Genomic DNA, 16167 nt, shown 5'->3' on the forward strand with positions numbered 1-16167 from the left:
ATATAGGAGCCCTATTACTTCGATATGGGAGTCCTACTGCTTCGATATGGGAGTCCTACTGCTTCGATATAGGAGTCCTACTACGATTTTATAGGAGTCCTATTACGATTACATAGGAATCCTATTCCGTTTATGTAGGACTCCTATTACGGTGATATAGGACTCCTATAATAACTTAATATAAGGGATGATAATAATTTAATTCGGGAGGATAAGTTCTTATAGTAGGCAGGGGATAGGGTATCTATACCCCCCTCCGGTTATTTTGGCCGGATTTCCTGATAATTTAAACCAGCGTGATTAACCGGCTATTTTCCCCGAAACGCATTTAAACATAGATTCATTTCACTATATAGATATTTGGCTTTTTTTAGTTGCATCACCTCATATCCTGATTATAATAACTGCGATAAGTAATATTAACAGGTTTCCGGTAATAAATGGAAGTTCCGGATTGTGAAATCAGAATGTCTATGTTGCGAAAATAGAATGCCTGATTTGTGATTACCGGAAGATTAAAGTTGTGATGTTATGGCAAGGCGAAATGTTTTTATCGTATTAGACCGCTCTGAAATAACCACTCTTGAGCATTTTATGAAAAAGGCGGATTTCCGAACGCGCAAGCGCGCCCAGGCAGTCTGGCTTTCCCATAATATGAAAACCGTTGAACAAATCTCAAAGGAATTAAACTGCTCGGAAAAAGCGGTTTATACCTGGCTTATGAAATACAAAAAATACGGGATAAAAAGCCTGTCTGCCCGGGACAGGAAAAAGAAACTGGCTCCCGAACAGCTTGATGAATTGATAAGCTTAAGCGGATGGTCATTCATCCACAGCAAGGGCAAATCCAAGCAATGGGAAGCCCGGTGGAGTTTTAAAAAGATGTCTTTGTGGATAAAAGATAAATGGGGTATCACCCTTTCCCCCGAACGCGTCAGGCAGATAATTCACAAGAAGCTGGCGGGAATATAATTTCAATTCGTCCTTATTCGTCTTATTCGTGTTCATCTTTTTCTTGACACCGACCGCTTGTTTTTGATATAGTCTGTGGTTTTGGATTATATATGAAAACCACTTTAGCGAGAAACGAAACCGTTAAGCGGGATTGGTATATCGTTGACGCCGCGGATAAAATCCTGGGGCGTTTAGCCAGCCCCTTGGCCATGATTCTGATGGGCAAGCATAAGCCTATCTACACCCCGCACGTTGATACCGGTGATTTTGTCATCGTGGTCAACGCGGATAAAGTCAAGGTGACCGGCAAGAAATTCAACCAGAAAACCTATAAACATTATACCGGTTACGGCGGCGGTTTAAAAGAAGTGCCCATGACCAAGATGATGGCGAAAAGGCCGGAAGAAATAATTTTCCAGGCGGTCAAAAGAATGGTGCCTTCCACCAAGCTGGGAAAAAGCATGATTATGAAACTTAAGGTTTTTAAGGGACCCAAGCATAACCATCAGGCGCAAATGCCCAAGCCGATTGAAGAATGCGCGTGGTGGAAAGGCATGCAAACCTTGAAAACCGCTAAACATAAAACAACACAAATAGGATAAAATATGACAGAAGCATTTACATTTCACGGGACAGGACGCCGCAAATCAGCCAAGGCACAGGTAGTCCTTAAAAAGGGCACCGGTAAAATAATGGTTAACCAGATGGACTACAACAAATATTTTACCACCATGCAGGAACAGGCAAACGTCCTGAAACCGTTGCAATTGCTTGACCTGGTAAACCGCTACGACGTAATTGCCAAGGTGAACGGCGGCGGCAAACACGGGCAGGCAGGCGCTATCGTCCTGGGTTTGGCACGCGCCCTGAAAAAGGCGGATGTAACTCTTGAACAAAAGCTTAGGCATGAAGGGCTTCTGACACGCGACCCGAGGATGAAAGAACGCCGCAAATACGGCCTGCGCAAGGCGCGCCGGGCTCCTCAGTGGACTAAACGCTAATCATCGCTTTCATATCATTGTAGCGTTTTTGCAATTGGGCGTAGCTTAATCTCTTCAATCTTTCCAGCCCGAAATCTTCTATGGTGAATGAAGCGACCGAATTGCCGTAGAGAAGAGATTTCTTTATGTTGCGGATGGAAATATCATCAGTCTTAGCCAGGTAGCCCATCATCCCGCCGGCAAAAGAATCCCCCGCGCCGGTCGGGTCGCAGACCGTTTCCACTGGATAGCCCGGTATGGCGAAGAAATCTTTCTTAGTGATAAGGAGAGCGCCGTGCTCGCCCTTCTTGATAATCAAGAGTTTCGGCCCCCATTTCAATATCTCGCGCGAGGCGGCAACCACATGATACATTCCGGTAAGTTGTTTCAACTCGTCGTTATTCAATATTAAGCCGTCTATTTTCTGAATCAGCTTGAGCAATGCTTTTTTCTCGCGCTCTATCCAGAGGTTCATGGTGTCCGCGATGACCAGTTTCTGGCGTTTCATCTGCGACATAACTTTCATCTGCAGGACCGGACTGCCGTTTGCCAGGAATAAGTATTTGGAATCCTGGTAGGATTTCGGTATGACCGGATTGAATGTGCCGAAGGTGTTAAGGTCAACGGAAATAGTTTCCGCCGCGCACATATCGCCGACATACCGCCCGTGCCAGCAAAAGGTCTTGCCTTTTTCCACCTGCAAGCCTTCAAGATTGATTTTACGTGCCTTAAGGAACTCCAGCTCCTGCTCAGGAAAATCATTCCCGATAACGCCGACTAACCTGACCGGACAAAAGAGGCTGGCGCTGTAGGAAAAGTAAACAGCCGAACCTCCCGCGATATCGCGCTTCTTGCCTAACGGGGTCTCCAAAGTATCCAGGGCTATCGAACCGACAACTAATAATGACATTTTTATATCCTTCTTTTATTACTCGATTCACATACTCTGCCTCATCACACCGCTATTGTCAATAATTTTAAATAGATTTCATTATTTGACCTTATTTATAATCATTGTATACTTGAATCAATATGATATTTTTACTTCCCGGAATGGGCGCCAACCATAAAATGTATACCGAATCCGAAGGCTGGAAAGAACTTAAGGATGCTGTCTTCCCTGATTGGCCCAAATATAACGGCGAAACTAATTTCGCCGCAGTGGCGCAAAGGCTTATTAAAGAGCATAAAATTACATCTTCCGATTATGTGGGAGGTTCTTCATTGGGAGGCATGATTGCCATTGAAATCGAAAAGATATTAAATAACCCGAAAATCATTTTATTGGGAAGCGCCTTAAATAAATCAGAGGTGAATTCGCTGTTGATAAAATTATCCCCTATAGCGGAAATCACGCCGTTAAAACTCCTTCAGTTATTTACGGATAATATCAGGAACAAATTAGTGGAGATGTTCACGGGAATAGATACGGAGTTTATCAAAGCCATGTGTCTGGCGATAAATAAATGGGAAGGGTATTCCGGCCCGCTGGAAAAGCTTGTGAGGATTCATGGCAAAAGGGATATGATTATCAGATGCCCTGAAAAGTGTTTCGCTATCCCTGACGGCGGGCATCTGATTGCCATGACGCATCCAAGGGAATGCATCAGGTTTATAAAAGAAAATCTTTAATCATCCAGATTCTCCAACAATAACACTTGGAAGCAGACAATATTTGACCTTGCTATGTTTTTTCCTTATAATCTAAGTTAATGAAAAAGATATTGATGATAGCCGGCGAGGCTTCGGGCGATTTATACGGCTCCCGCCTGATTGACGCGTTAAAGGCGCAATCAAAAGAGAGCCTGCATATCTTCGGAGTGGGCGGGGCCAAGATGGTTTCCGCCGGGATGAAGCCGATAGCCGATTTATCAGGCGATTCCGGCACCGGGCTGGACCCTTTAAAGAAGTTTTCCCTTTTCGCCCGGGTCTTCCGCAGGGTTGTCATCATGGCAAAGAACGAGAAACCGGATATCGCAGTATTGATTGATTTGCCGGATTTCAACCTGCGGCTGGCGAAAGAGCTTAAGAGGCTGAATATCAAAGTGGTTTATTATATCAGCCCGCAAATTTGGGCGTGGCGTGCAGGCAGAATCAAAACCATTGTCAAATACGTTGATAAGATGCTGGTGATTTTCGGGTTTGAAGAGAATATATACAAAAAAGCAAAGATACCCGTTACCTTTGTCGGTCACCCGCTCCTGGATATACTGGAAGATGCTAAAACTGATAAAAAAGACGCGAAAGGTAAATTGGGATTTAAGATAGATGAACTTATCATCAGCCTTTTACCGGGAAGCCGCAAGAACGAGGTGAAACGCCACCTGCCTATCATGCTTAAAGCTGCCGGTTCAGTAAAGAAAGAGTTCCCCGATGCCAAATTCATCATCGGATGTGCGCCGGACATTACCGGGACGATGATTGAGAAACATACTAATAAGGCGGAGGACAAGTTTGAAGTGAAACCGGTTTTCAACCGGACGTATGAAGTAATGCAGGCAAGCGATTTGCTGATTACGGCATCCGGCACGGCAACGGTGGAGGCGGCTATTTTCGGAACTCCCATGATAGTTATTTATAAAGTATCGTTAATCACCGCGTCAATATTCGGGCCGCTTATCAAAACGCCTTATTACGCCATGGTCAACCTGATTGGGGGCAAACGGTTGGTGCCGGAACTGATGCAATCTAAAGCTAACCCCGATAATCTTGCCAAAGAGGCAATAAGACTATTAAAGAATAACAACCTTAAAGAAATGTCACAGGAGCTTTCGGCTATCCGCGGAAAACTTGGGATGCAAGGCGCAAGCAAGAAAGCGGCTGAAGAAATACTCAAATTATTCCCAGATGCCGGGTAATTGGTAACCGCACGGGCACTTGCCCTTCTTTGTTTCATTCTTAAGAATCTTGAATGCCAGGCGTTCAATCACCAGCTTTTTGCATTTAGGGCAATAAGTGTTATTGCCGTCATGCGGGGCAACATTGAACGTGTAGACATATTTTAAACCGGCATCCTGCCCAATTTTACGCGCATCGTCTATGGTTTGTAAAGGAGTCGGCGGAAGGTCTTTCAGCTTGTATTGCGGGACAAACCTGCCGAAATGGATGGGCGTATCTTCACCGAGCGTCTTTTTTATCCATTCGCACATCTCTTTTATTACCTTCATGTCATCGTTGTAGCCGGGAACGACCAAATTCACTATTTCCAGCCAGCGCTTCTCGAACTTTATGGTTTCCATGGTATTAAGCACCGGCTTCAGGGTCTGCCCGCAAATCTTTTGGTAGAATTTATCATTGAATGCCTTGAGCGTAACGGTGAAACCCTGAACATTCTTGCAAATATCTTTCAAAGGCTGGGTATTGATAAAGCCGGAAGTGCAGACGAGATTAAGGATTTTCTTTTCGGCAGTATAGGCGGTGACTTCCTTGACGTATTCCGGATAAACTGATGGTTCGGTAAAAGTAAAAACGATTGTTTTGCATTCTTTATCCTTAGCCGCATCCAGTATTTTCTCCTTTGGCATATCAAGATTATCCAGACGGTCCGGACGTTCCATTGCCATATTCCAATTCTGGCAATAAAGGCATCTTAGATTGCATCCGCCCACACCGAGCGCCACGGTATTGGTACCGGGACGGATATGGAAGAAAGGCCCTTTTTCTATCGGGTCTATATTCAAGACGCACGGATTATTATACGCCAGCGTATATAGAGTGCCTTTTTTATTTATCCGTGTATTGCATACCTGTATTCCGCCGTCCTTTAGGATATGCATGTTAGGGCATAAGGTGCATTGGACTTTTCCTCCGTCCAGTTTTGTATAATATTCAGCTTCTTTAAACGAAGACGTTTGGGCCCAGAGGTTCTCATGAAAATCAAACAACGCCTTCAAAGCAGGCGGCAAAACAGCCATGCCTATGCCGAGTTTGGCAAGGCTTTTGAAAAACTCCCGTCTTGAAATTGGCTCTGTCATGATAGCTTATTTTTTCTTGCGGTTCTTGGCGTTCGAATCGTCCTGACCACCCAAACCCGGATCATCCAGGTCTTTTGCCGGAGGCGGGGTAAAATTCTTAACCACTATCAACTTGGCTTCCAGTATGCCGAGCATTTTGGGATTAAGGAAAAACCGCCCTATCCTATCCAGTTTGGGCTTCCCTTGATTGCGGTATTCGGTAATTTCCTTAAGTTGTTCAGAAAGCTCCTCGGCTTTATTCTTTATCAGGAACTGGGAAGCCAATTCGTCCTTGTTCAGCTCGAACTCCTCGTCGCTCATGCCGCGCGCTTCGTCAACCAGCCCGAAAAGGCGCGCTTCTTCCTTGGCCTTTTCTTCATCGGTCAGCTTGCCGTGTTTTTCCTCGAATTTCTTGAACTGTTCCTCTAAAATCTTCTTGCGCTTTTCCTCATAAACGGCGGCGCGGACGGAACGGATTTTTCTCAATATGGCTATTTCCCTTTCATTGGACGATGCCTGCCCGGCCCTGACCGGATTCTTCTGGCTTTTGGGAGGCAACAAGCACGGTTTAAAGGTGTTGATTACTTCCTTTTGGGCTTCAGTCAGGATTTCTTCTATCTTGCTTTGATACGCGGCCTGTTTTACCTTGAATTCTTCTTGGAGCTCTTCAGCTTTATCCACCGTGGCATTCGCCTTACTACCCGTTTCCGGCGAGATATTAGACCCATGGGTGATTAAATCTTTCTTAAGCTCATCCAGCGACTTTTCCAAATCAGCCGCGACAATTTCCCCTTTTTCCTTATATGATTCCCTCAACTCATCCAATTCCTTTAACACGTTGATTATTTTACCAAACTGTTCCTCGGTAAGGTTAAGCCCGTTAATAAGATTGGTCAGGCTTATTTCCTCTCTTAAGGATTTGGATTTCTCCTGAATATCTTTCTCTTCTCCACGGACAATCCCGGCAAAAGCCAAAAGGCAACCAAACACGGCTATAATTAGCATTCTTTTTCCCATAAAAACTCCTTTCTTCACATAATTCGCTATATAATAAAACACTCATTCCGCCAAAATGTTTCTTTCAAAATATTATATATACGAAAATATCCAAAAGATTATCTTGACGCCGTAAACCGGGGTATGTAGAATATCCTGCATAATCGTATCAGGAAAGGAGAAACAATGCATAAAATACTATTGGCAAGCTCATTAGTTATCATAGCGCTTTTAATCGGAAGCGTCAATCTGTCTGCAGAAGAACCTTCCAGGGCATTTGACGTAAAATACCTCTTTGAAACTACAGGCACGGACTGGGAAAAAAGCCAGGGGCTGGAACTGACCGCCAGGTGGCCCGTATCCAAAAAAATGCATTACCCGAAGCATGGCATCAGGCACGGGTATGTTTACGCGGAAGGTTTTCTTGACATACTGCCTTCGGAACTAAAAAGCGGCATAACCATCGACGGTAACCCGGTTAATATCGAAGGTGATTGCGCCACAAAGGTTTTAGGAGGTTCCGCATTTATCACCAGCCGGAGCGAAGTTAAAAAAGTAACTTGGTATCTGGGAGGCGGAATCGCTTATTATATGCACGATTTTTCCGCTTCGACCCGCACTAAAAATAATCTTTCCAGCACTGTTTCAAAAATACTCACCCAGCGCGGAGTAACCCTTTTAAGCTACAGTTCAAATATCGAAATCGAGAATACCTTTGGTTTTCATATTAACATAGGAATGAACATAGAGTTAAACACTAAGACATCTTTGGATTTGAGCTACAGATTAAATTCCGCTTCCGCGGACATGAAAATCACTTCATCTATGAATACATCCGCCGGTTCTGCGGCAAGTTCGGAAACATTTACCATAAACAGGGAAGGCATGCTGGGGATAGGATTGACTATCCGTTTCTAACTGCTGTTTTGGTTAATACGTAAAAACTCCCCCGCTCAATTTCTGTGCGCGAGCGATTAATCGGGGATTTCTTGACGGGCGTCAAGGAATGCTTCCGCATCCTGATAAACCCGCTCACCATATAACCTTTACTGAAATACGCTGTGAAAATGGCGCGTGTTTTTGCCCTCCAGTCTTTTGCCAGAGAAAGATTCTTATTCTGTATTGACTTTATTTCCGGAGGTATTTCCGCAAAAAGTAATTTTCCTTTCAGATTCAAACGCGGCTTGCCGCAAACCAGTAATCCTTTTTTATTAAATCCGGTATGGTTAATAACTGCATCTTCACTCAGTCTTCCAATCTTTTGAACATTTAAACACTTGAACTCTTTATTAAGCCACCACTCGGCAAGGAAACGGTCCGTTTCTAACCCTTTATTAAGAACACTTGAACTGGTACCGTAGAGATTAATATAATACTCCCTGGCGATAATACCCAGCTTATTGATATTAAAATGGGCGTTCAGACTTTGCAATGGGTCGAATGTCCAGGCCATAAGTTTTATCCCCTGTTTCATTGCGGCGGCGCGCTGGGCAAGCTTTAAGCGGTAGCCTATATCGCTGTTACGATATTGCGGTAAAACCGCCAGCATCCGTGAAGAATGGATTAACTGGTTTTTCCCTCCCTTTGGCTTTCTGATGCCGGCAAACCCGAAGACAAAACCTATCATCCTGCCTAATTCGGTAAATGCGCCCAGGACGATTCCCCCGTTACGGCTTATGGTAATAAGCTCGTTTACCGGGATGATTTCCCTGTCCTCAAACCGCCAGACGGTTTTCTGGATTTGCTCACATTCGTGGAATTCCTTGACTACTTTTAAAGGATGGATGTAATAATTACGTTTCACTATAACTCTATTCCCTTAACCGATTTAATTCCCTTTTGGAACGGGTGTTTGATATTCAATATCTCACTTACCAAATCAGCCATTTTGCATACCTGTGGGGTCGCGTTTCTGCCTGTTAAAACGAGGTGCATCTTATCCGGCTTTCCTTTGATAAGCTTTAACACATCATCAACGCTTATCAGTCCATAATCAATCGCGTAGTTTATCTCGTCAAGAATGACCATGCCGTAGTTTCCGGATTTAATCCGCTCTTCGGCAATCTTCAACGCCTCTTCGGCGGCTTTACGGTGCGCGGGGTCGGGATTCTTCGGGTCGATGTGGCATAGGAATTCGCATTCCGGGCAGTTGTAACGGCTCTTATCGTTTTCCGGGTAAACGCAATCCTTTCCGGATTGTATTATTTCAAAGTCAGGAGAAAGCCTTTTGGCGGATTTTATTTCCCCGTAAGCACGCGAGCTTTTAAGGAACTGAATCATCAAAACTTTAAGCCCGCCGCCTAAAGCGCGCAGGGCCATGCCCAAAGAGGCGGTGGTCTTGCCTTTCCCGTCGCCAGTGATGACTACCACTAAACCTTTTTCCATGGATTATAATTATAATAATTCAGCGCCTTATGTAAACAAAATGCGGACGTCAACTGGCTGAAGTGAAAACGAAAGCCGGGAATAATTCGCTCAATCCGATTGCCTTACCACATCATTTTATCGGCATACGCGGCATCTTGGGCTGGTCCGGGTTAGTGGATATCGGAGTAAACGCAAGGAAATCGCCTATGCCGCTTGAGAGCAGTTTTTCAAAATCCACCTGCCCCTGCTTATTGAGCTCTATCGGGATAATGGTTTTGAATGTGAGTTTATCGTAACGCTTTAAAGCGCGGTTGGGCGTATTGAATTTATATTCCGCATGGGCACGGCCCAGAATAATTACTATCTGCGCCTCAAGATCATTTACTTCCTTCAGATAATTGGCAATGGATTCGCCGAAGGTCTCGTCCCATACGCATTGTCCCCAATACAACCGTTCTATTTTATCAGGAGTCATTATGCCGCTCTTAATCATACCACCGAATTGGGCAAGAACATATTCGCGGTGCTCGACATTGGATGTATCGATATCTTTTGCAACGAGCTTCTTTTCATCGTCGCTAAGGCCGTCCCAGCCTTTCTGGTAATATTTTTCTTTAAGCGCATTATCCACGTTCATAGCTACCGCTTTAATGCCATTTTTACCGATGAATTTCCAAATCGGCTGGTAATGGCGATACCAATTGCCGAATGTTTTGGAAATCGTTTTAAACAATTCTTCCTCGGTTATTTTGCCTGCCGAAAACTTATCCGCTTCCGGTTGCATCGGGCGCTGGAGGAATTCAAAACCCACTGCGACCTTCTTGTTATTCTTATAAAGCGCGGAAATGACATCCAGCTGGAGTTTATGCTGTTCGGTGCTGGTATGGCTTTCCCCGGTATAGATCGCCTGGATGCCTTTCAGCCGCTGAATCATCGTATCGAAATCTATTATTTCTTTTGCGGAAACATCCACAAACTTGGTGTAAAGCTCTTCAATGCTAAGGTTTCTTAAGTTTGCCGCGGTTGCTTCCGGGAATACGGCTTTGGGTTCCGGTTCAACCGGCTTGACCGGTTCGGGTTTTACGACCGGTTCCTGAACCGGTTTTTCTACTGGCTTGGAATCGACTTGGGAAGAAGGCTTGTCTTCATCGCCTGGAGAAACGCTTTCCTTATTTGAGCCGTTAGAACATTGGCTTATAAAGGGAAGAATAACCATTAATCCTACCATCAGCAGTATCCACATATTCATGTTCTTCATTTTTCTCTCCTTTTCTATTTGTTAAATCACTACTATTTACTTTTCCCGCCTAAAAGTCAATAAAAATGAATGAGTTTCTGCAATATTTTGTTGACAATATTTTTCTTTTCGCTATATTATGACGAAAAATCCAAGATGAAATCATCCCTTAAGGCTGTTCTGGTTTTAGAAGACGGTTCAATCATCCACGGGCTCGGTTTCGGCGCGGAAAAAACCGTTAAAGGGGAGCTTGTTTTCAATACCGGAATGACCGGCTATGAAGCCGCCCTGACCGACCCTTCCTACAACGGCCAGATCCTGATGATGACCTATCCCTTAATCGGCAACTATGGCGTCATGCCCGAGACCGATTGGGAATCTGAAAAGATTCAGACTGAAGGATTTGTCGTCCGGGAAATCTGCACGCAACCCTCCCACCGCTTTTCTGAAAAGACCATTGACGCCTTTCTTAAAGCGCATGATATCCCCGGCATCTACGGAATAGACACGCGAGCACTCACCATAAAAACAAGGCAGTCCGGCACCTTAAGGGCAATCCTTAAAACATACGAGGGCGATTTGCCTGATTCGGAAAAGGAAATCCTTTGCTACGAGGCACGCGTGATGCCCGCCCCGGAGCGCTATAACCTGGTCGCCGAGGTCTCCTGCAAGGAACCGAAGTGGTTTGCACCTGAATCCGGGCATACAAAAAAAAGAGTAGCTCTGATAGATTGCGGGGCGAAAAGGAATATCATCCGCGAGCTCACTGCGCGCGGCTGTGAAGTGGCCTTATTGCCTTACGATATATCCCCGGAAGAAATAGATAAACTAAATCCTGATGGAATCCTGGTATCCAACGGCCCCGGCGATCCGGCGCACCCGGAAATAATCGCCCGCACGGTAAAGGCCATCCGCGCCGTCTGCGAAAAATATCCGATAATGGGCATCTGCCTGGGCCACCAGATTCTGTCGCTGGTTTTCGGCGCGCGCACCTATAAGCTGAAATTCGGCCACCGCGGCGCCAACCAGCCGGTAAAAAATCGACAGGATAACCGCGTTTATATAACTTCCCAAAACCACGGATTCGCCGTTGACCCGGCTTCCTGCCCTAAAGAACTGGAAATTATCGGGATAAATGTCAGCGACGGCACGGTTGAAGCGATGGAACACAAAAAGCTCCCGATTTTCTCCGTGCAATACCACCCGGAAGCCTCTCCCGGCCCATGGGATAGTAAATATTTATTTGACCGTTTTATAAAACTATGCCAAAGCGCAAAGACCTAAAAAAGCTGATGCTTATCGGCTCGGGGCCCATTGTCATCGGGCAGGCGGCCGAATTCGATTTCTCCGGCTCGCAGGCCTGCCGCTCGCTTAAGGAGGAAGGCTTTGAGGTAATCCTGGTCAATTCCAACCCGGCAACCATTCAGACTGATATTGATTTGGCGAATAAAGTTTATATGGAACCCCTGACCGCAGAAGTCTTGGCAAAAATCCTGGCAAAGGAAAAGCCGCAGGGGATTCTTTCCGGTATGGGAGGCCAGACCGCGCTTAACCTCTGCTCAGAATTATCGGAAAAAAGCGTCCTGAAAAAATACGGGACGGAATTACTGGGCAGTTCCGCCGAATCAATCGCCGCCTCCGAAGACCGCGACTTATTCCGCAAATTAATGAACGATATCAACGAGCCCATCCCGCGCAGTTTCGCCTGCAATTCCCTGGCGCAGGTTCTGGAAACGGTCCCCAAAGTCGGCGGCTACCCGGTCATCGTCCGCGCCGCTTATACGCTCGGCGGCACCGGCAGCGGCGTCGCGGAAAACCGACAGCACCTTGAGGGAATCGTGACTATGGGGCTGGCTTATTCGCGCATCAAGCAGGTCTTGATCGAGGAATGCGTCTTGGGCTGGGCGGAATATGAATACGAAATCATGCGCGACGGTGCCGATAACTGCATTATTATATGTAATATGGAAAACTTGGACCCAATGGGCATCCATACGGGCGAAAGCATCGTGGTTGCCCCCTCGCAAACCCTTTCCGACCGCGACCACCAGATTTTCAGGAACGCCTCGCTTAAAATTATCCGCGCGCTGGGCATTAAAGGCGGTTGCAATATTCAGTTCGCTTTTAACCAGCTGACCGGCCAATACCGCGTGATTGAGGTTAATCCGCGCGTCTCACGTTCAAGCGCACTGGCATCCAAGGCGACCGGCTACCCGATTGCCCGCGTCGCAGCCAAAATCGCCGTAGGGCTTAACCTGGATGAAATTCCTAATCCCGTCACCGGGAAAACCTACGCCGCGTTCGAACCGGCGCTGGATTACGTCGTCATGAAAATCCCGCGCTGGCCGTTTGATAAATTCCGCACCGTCGAGCGCCGCATTGGGACGCAGATGAAATCCACCGGCGAAGTCATGGCCATCGGCCGGACGATTGAGGAATCCATCCTTAAAGCCATCCGCAGCCTGGAAACGGATAAAATCGGGCTCGAGGCCGAAGCCTGGTCGGAAGCGACGCTGGTAAGCGAACTGGTCGAGCCGACCGACAAGCGCCTCTTCGCCATTGCCGAAGCATTGCGCCGCGGCTATAAGCCCAGCACCATTTCCGACCTGACCAAATGGGATATCTTCTTCATCCATAAGATAGAAAATATGGTCCGTGCGGAAAGAAAGCTCAAAGCCGCAGGCATTAAAGGATTGACCAAGGATTTCCTGTTGGAACTCAAGCGCACCGGCTTCTCCGATGAATACATCGCCTCTGTCATTGGCAAGGAAGAAAAAGATATCCGCGACAAACGGCACGAACTCGGTATTTCCCCTACATATAATATGGTCGATACCTGCGCCGCGGAGTTCGAGGCCGCCACCCCGTATTTTTATTCAACATACGAGAACGGAGAATTCAACCGCAGAGACGCAAAGGACGCAGAGAATAAATCAGAAATCCAAAAAATCCTGATTGTCGGCGGCGGACCCATCAGAATCGGACAGGGAATCGAATTCGATTACTGCTGTGTCCATGGCGTCCAGACTATCCGGGAAGAAGGCATAAAAGCAATCATCGTCAACAATAATCCGGAAACCGTCTCGACCGATTTCGATATATCGGATAAACTCTATTTCGAGCCGCTCACACTGGAAGACGTTTTAAACGTCATCGAGGAAGAAAAACCCTATGGCGTCATCCTCCAGTTCGGCGGTCAGACCTCGGTAAACCTGGCAATGCCTTTGCAGGAAATATTATCCAAGCGCCCGGATTTAAAGACGCGGATTCTTGGGACGCCGCCGGATTCAATCGATATGGCTGAAGACCGTAGCCGCTTTGAAGCGCTCATGAAAAAGATGGGTATCAACCAGCCGCCGGCCGGCACGGGTTACTCTTTCGAGGAAGTAAGGAAACTCGCCGAACAAATCACTTACCCTGTTCTCGTCCGCCCCAGTTACGTCCTGGGCGGACGCGGGATGGAAATAGTCCATAACGAAAAAGAGCTTGAATTCTATATGGCATCTGCCGTCCGGGTTTCCAAGAAACACCCGGTCCTGGTGGATAAATACCTCTCGAACGCCATAGAAATAGATGTCGATGCGGTATCGGACGGCAAAGATGTTTTTATCGGCGCCATCATGGAACATATCGAGGAAGCCGGCGTCCATTCGGGTGATGCCACCTGCGTCATCCCGCCCCAGACGCTCTCTAAAGACATCATCAATGAAATCAACCGCGTCACCCGCGAAGTCACCCTCGCCCTGAAGACCGTCGGTCTTATAAATATCCAACTGGCAATTAAGGATAATCTTGTTTACATGATAGAAGCCAATCCGCGCGCCAGCCGGACCGTTCCATATGTCTCCAAAACCATCGGAATCCCGCTGGCGAAAATCGCCACTAAACTGATGTTGAATAAAACGCTTAAAGAACTCGGCTTGACCGAAACTCCCACTCAGAATTACGTCTCTGTCAAGGCGCCGGTCTTCCCCTTTATGAAACTGCCGGGTGTCGATTCCATCCTCGGCCCGGAAATGAAATCCACCGGCGAGGTCATGGGAATAGATAACTCCTTCGGGCTGGCCTATTACAAGGCGTTCCTGGCAAGCGGCAACCTTTTACCTTTGAGCGGGCAGGTATATCTCACGGTCTGCGACAGCGATAAGGAAAAAATAGTCCCGGTCGTCCGGAAACTGGTTGATAATGGCTTGAATATCATTGCAACCAAAGGCACGGCCGAGTTTTTAAGGAGCCATAATGTCCCGGCAACCACGGTCTGGAGAATCAGCGAGCGGCAGACCCCCAACGCGCTTTCCCTGATGCGCGAAGGAAAGGTGCAATTGATTATTAACACCCCCACCGAAGGAAGCGGACCCAAGCGCGACGGATATAGGATGCGCAGATTGGCGGTGGAATCCGGGATTCCCTTTATCACCACGGTCACCGCGGCACGCGCCGTTGCCAATGCCATCGAGCTCATGAAAAAGGGAGAGCTCAAAGTAAATTCCCTTAATGAATACCTGAGTAAACACTCCAATAAAATAACCGCTCCAACCGAACAGGCTTCGCAAACACTTTAGGTTTGCTAATCCATTGTAAAAATACGGAGCGTAGCGACGTCCCGATAAATTTTATCGGGATATACCTTAATGTTAATCTAAAAGACTTTACTTAATCCGTGTTTTTTGCTATCGTAATTAATTATGGCGGAAAATAATAACGCTTCTCAGTCGCAATCCGGCGGCGCTTCCATACCCGGTTACCAGATTCAGGGCAAGCTCGGCTCGGGCGGGATGGGCATCGTCTTTAAGGCGCTTGACATCAAAAACAACCGAACGGTCGCTTTGAAACTCCTTTACCCAAAGACGGTCCAGAATAAAACCTTCCTCGACCGCTTCGCCCGCGAGGCAAAACTCCTTATGAAGTTCGACCACCCCAATATCGTCAAGGGCTACCAGGTGGCGAATTACAAAGGGCTTTACTTCCTCGCCATGGAATATATCGAGGGTAAATCCGCCCAGCAGCTACTTGATGAAAAAGGCCCTTTCAAGGAAGACTTCGCCACCTACACCATCCTCCAGGCCGCCAAGGCACTGGAGTATATGCAGAAAGAGGGTATTATCCACCGTGATGTCAAGCCGGATAACCTCCTGATTACGCCGGATAATAAAGTAAAACTCTGCGACCTCGGCTTTGCTCAGCCGATTGGCTGCGCGACGACAGAGACATCCACAGATACAACCTGCGGGACTCCGCAATATATGTCGCCGGAACAGGCAAAGGGAAAAGCGGATATCGATATCAGGAGCGATATTTACTCGCTCGGCGCGACTTTTTATCATCTCGTCATCGGCAAGACCCCGTTCCAAGGGACCGATAATATGGAAATCATGGCAAAGCAGGTTTTGGACAGCCTGCAATCAGACGAGGTAAAAAACAGGCGTTTATCCCCCTTAACGCTTTATTTCATAGAAAAGATGATGGCAAAGGAAAAGGAAATCCGCTACCAGAACCCGACCGAGGTCATCGAGGATATCGAGGCGCAGACCGCCGGCTTCAAAAGCCTGTTTTACGAGAAACCCGCCACGCCGACTCAACCGAAAACAACGGAAACGGAACCGAAACAACCGACCCGCATGAGCCGTCTGGAAGAAATACGCAAGAAATACGGGAAGAAGTAATTTAAAACTAACCACAG

Annotated in this window: 15 protein-coding genes; 9 read left to right on the plus strand and 6 right to left on the minus strand. The window is 46.8% G+C overall.

Annotation, left to right across the window (positions count from 1 at the left end; all coding sequences use genetic code 11):
- The first annotated feature begins 531 nt into the window (after window positions 1-531).
- The 3 genes from HY811_02430 to rpsI all read left to right on the plus strand — a co-directional run bounded on the left by HY811_02430 (window position 532) and on the right by rpsI (window position 1955).
- The gene (locus HY811_02430; protein MBI4833663.1) at window positions 532-972 is read left to right on the plus strand and encodes a helix-turn-helix domain-containing protein; all 441 of its coding nucleotides are present in this window, start codon (window positions 532-534) and stop codon (window positions 970-972) included.
- 92 nt (window positions 973-1064) lie between these two features.
- Window positions 1065-1556, plus strand: coding sequence for a 50S ribosomal protein L13 (gene rplM / locus HY811_02435; protein MBI4833664.1), 492 nt, complete (start codon window positions 1065-1067; stop codon window positions 1554-1556).
- 3 nt (window positions 1557-1559) lie between these two features.
- Complete coding sequence (rpsI, locus tag HY811_02440) at window positions 1560-1955, plus strand: 30S ribosomal protein S9 (GenBank protein MBI4833665.1); 396 nt, start codon at window positions 1560-1562, stop codon at window positions 1953-1955.
- Here rpsI and HY811_02445 read toward each other — a convergent pair.
- Window positions 1945-2844: a sugar kinase gene (locus HY811_02445; GenBank protein ID MBI4833666.1), complete on the minus strand. Its 900-nt coding sequence runs from the start codon at window positions 2842-2844 to the stop codon at window positions 1945-1947. The two genes, rpsI and HY811_02445, sit on opposite strands and share 11 nt — an antisense overlap.
- 122 nt (window positions 2845-2966) lie before the next feature.
- Between HY811_02445 and HY811_02450 the strand changes: the two genes are divergently transcribed.
- The gene (locus HY811_02450; GenBank protein ID MBI4833667.1) at window positions 2967-3566 is read left to right on the plus strand and encodes a hypothetical protein; all 600 of its coding nucleotides are present in this window, start codon (window positions 2967-2969) and stop codon (window positions 3564-3566) included.
- An 80-nt stretch (window positions 3567-3646) separates the two neighbouring features.
- Window positions 3647-4792 (plus strand): lipid-A-disaccharide synthase, encoded by a 1146-nt coding sequence (gene lpxB, locus HY811_02455; protein MBI4833668.1) that lies wholly within the window; start codon window positions 3647-3649, stop codon window positions 4790-4792.
- On the opposite strand, the gene amrS is transcribed toward lpxB, so the two are convergent.
- Together amrS and HY811_02465 are read right to left on the minus strand one after the other, a co-directional pair.
- Window positions 4772-5908, minus strand: a complete 1137-nt coding sequence (gene amrS / locus HY811_02460; protein MBI4833669.1) for an AmmeMemoRadiSam system radical SAM enzyme — start codon at window positions 5906-5908, stop codon at window positions 4772-4774. The two genes, lpxB and amrS, sit on opposite strands and share 21 nt — an antisense overlap.
- 6 nt (window positions 5909-5914) lie before the next feature.
- Entirely contained in the window at window positions 5915-6904 is a 990-nt protein-coding gene (locus HY811_02465) for a hypothetical protein (protein MBI4833670.1), read from the minus strand.
- Between the two features lie 165 nt (window positions 6905-7069).
- On the opposite strand from HY811_02465, the gene HY811_02470 reads away from it, so the two are divergent.
- Complete coding sequence (locus HY811_02470; protein ID MBI4833671.1) at window positions 7070-7801, plus strand: hypothetical protein; 732 nt, start codon at window positions 7070-7072, stop codon at window positions 7799-7801.
- Here the strand turns inward: HY811_02470 and HY811_02475 are convergent.
- The 3 genes from HY811_02475 to HY811_02485 all read right to left on the minus strand — a co-directional run bounded on the left by HY811_02475 (window position 7788) and on the right by HY811_02485 (window position 10508).
- Window positions 7788-8687 (minus strand): acetyltransferase, encoded by a 900-nt coding sequence (locus HY811_02475; GenBank protein MBI4833672.1) that lies wholly within the window; start codon window positions 8685-8687, stop codon window positions 7788-7790. The genes HY811_02470 and HY811_02475 overlap by 14 nt on opposite strands.
- Window positions 8687-9268, minus strand: a complete 582-nt coding sequence (locus tag HY811_02480; GenBank protein ID MBI4833673.1) for a cob(I)yrinic acid a,c-diamide adenosyltransferase — start codon at window positions 9266-9268, stop codon at window positions 8687-8689. The genes HY811_02475 and HY811_02480 overlap by 1 nt, the downstream gene beginning before the upstream one ends.
- A gap of 112 nt (window positions 9269-9380) precedes the next feature.
- Complete coding sequence (locus HY811_02485) at window positions 9381-10508, minus strand: ChaN family lipoprotein (protein MBI4833674.1); 1128 nt, start codon at window positions 10506-10508, stop codon at window positions 9381-9383.
- 135 nt (window positions 10509-10643) lie between these two features.
- Between HY811_02485 and carA the strand changes: the two genes are divergently transcribed.
- The 3 genes from carA to HY811_02500 all read left to right on the plus strand — a co-directional run bounded on the left by carA (window position 10644) and on the right by HY811_02500 (window position 16150).
- Window positions 10644-11771 (plus strand): glutamine-hydrolyzing carbamoyl-phosphate synthase small subunit, encoded by a 1128-nt coding sequence (gene carA, locus HY811_02490; GenBank protein MBI4833675.1) that lies wholly within the window; start codon window positions 10644-10646, stop codon window positions 11769-11771.
- On the plus strand, window positions 11750-15049 hold the full coding sequence (gene carB, locus HY811_02495; protein ID MBI4833676.1) for a carbamoyl-phosphate synthase large subunit: 3300 nt from the start codon (window positions 11750-11752) through the stop codon (window positions 15047-15049). The genes carA and carB overlap by 22 nt, the downstream gene beginning before the upstream one ends.
- A gap of 123 nt (window positions 15050-15172) precedes the next feature.
- On the plus strand, window positions 15173-16150 hold the full coding sequence (locus tag HY811_02500; GenBank protein ID MBI4833677.1) for a serine/threonine protein kinase: 978 nt from the start codon (window positions 15173-15175) through the stop codon (window positions 16148-16150).
- The last annotated feature ends 17 nt before the right edge of the window (window positions 16151-16167 follow it).

It is taken from the genome of Planctomycetota bacterium, assembly GCA_016207825.1.
GTDB lineage: Bacteria > Planctomycetota > MHYJ01 > JACQXL01 > JACQZI01 > JACQZI01.

What these genes read in the sequence shown, in the direction of transcription:
- HY811_02430 (MBI4833663.1), top strand. Translation starts at nt 532, where the DNA reads ATGGCAAGGCGAAATGTTTTTATCGTATTAGACCGCTCTGAAATAACC.
- HY811_02450 (MBI4833667.1), top strand. Translation starts at nt 2,967, where the DNA reads ATGATATTTTTACTTCCCGGAATGGGCGCCAACCATAAAATGTATACC.
- HY811_02480 (MBI4833673.1), bottom strand. Translation starts at nt 9,268, where the DNA reads ATGGAAAAAGGTTTAGTGGTAGTCATCACTGGCGACGGGAAAGGCAAG.
- HY811_02500 (MBI4833677.1), top strand. Translation starts at nt 15,173, where the DNA reads ATGGCGGAAAATAATAACGCTTCTCAGTCGCAATCCGGCGGCGCTTCC.
- rplM (MBI4833664.1), top strand. Translation starts at nt 1,065, where the DNA reads ATGAAAACCACTTTAGCGAGAAACGAAACCGTTAAGCGGGATTGGTAT.
- lpxB (MBI4833668.1), top strand. Translation starts at nt 3,647, where the DNA reads ATGAAAAAGATATTGATGATAGCCGGCGAGGCTTCGGGCGATTTATAC.
- HY811_02485 (MBI4833674.1), bottom strand. Translation starts at nt 10,508, where the DNA reads ATGAAGAACATGAATATGTGGATACTGCTGATGGTAGGATTAATGGTT.
- HY811_02465 (MBI4833670.1), bottom strand. Translation starts at nt 6,904, where the DNA reads ATGGGAAAAAGAATGCTAATTATAGCCGTGTTTGGTTGCCTTTTGGCT.
- carA (MBI4833675.1), top strand. Translation starts at nt 10,644, where the DNA reads ATGAAATCATCCCTTAAGGCTGTTCTGGTTTTAGAAGACGGTTCAATC.
- amrS (MBI4833669.1), bottom strand. Translation starts at nt 5,908, where the DNA reads ATGACAGAGCCAATTTCAAGACGGGAGTTTTTCAAAAGCCTTGCCAAA.
- rpsI (MBI4833665.1), top strand. Translation starts at nt 1,560, where the DNA reads ATGACAGAAGCATTTACATTTCACGGGACAGGACGCCGCAAATCAGCC.
- HY811_02470 (MBI4833671.1), top strand. Translation starts at nt 7,070, where the DNA reads ATGCATAAAATACTATTGGCAAGCTCATTAGTTATCATAGCGCTTTTA.
- HY811_02445 (MBI4833666.1), bottom strand. Translation starts at nt 2,844, where the DNA reads ATGTCATTATTAGTTGTCGGTTCGATAGCCCTGGATACTTTGGAGACC.
- carB (MBI4833676.1), top strand. Translation starts at nt 11,750, where the DNA reads ATGCCAAAGCGCAAAGACCTAAAAAAGCTGATGCTTATCGGCTCGGGG.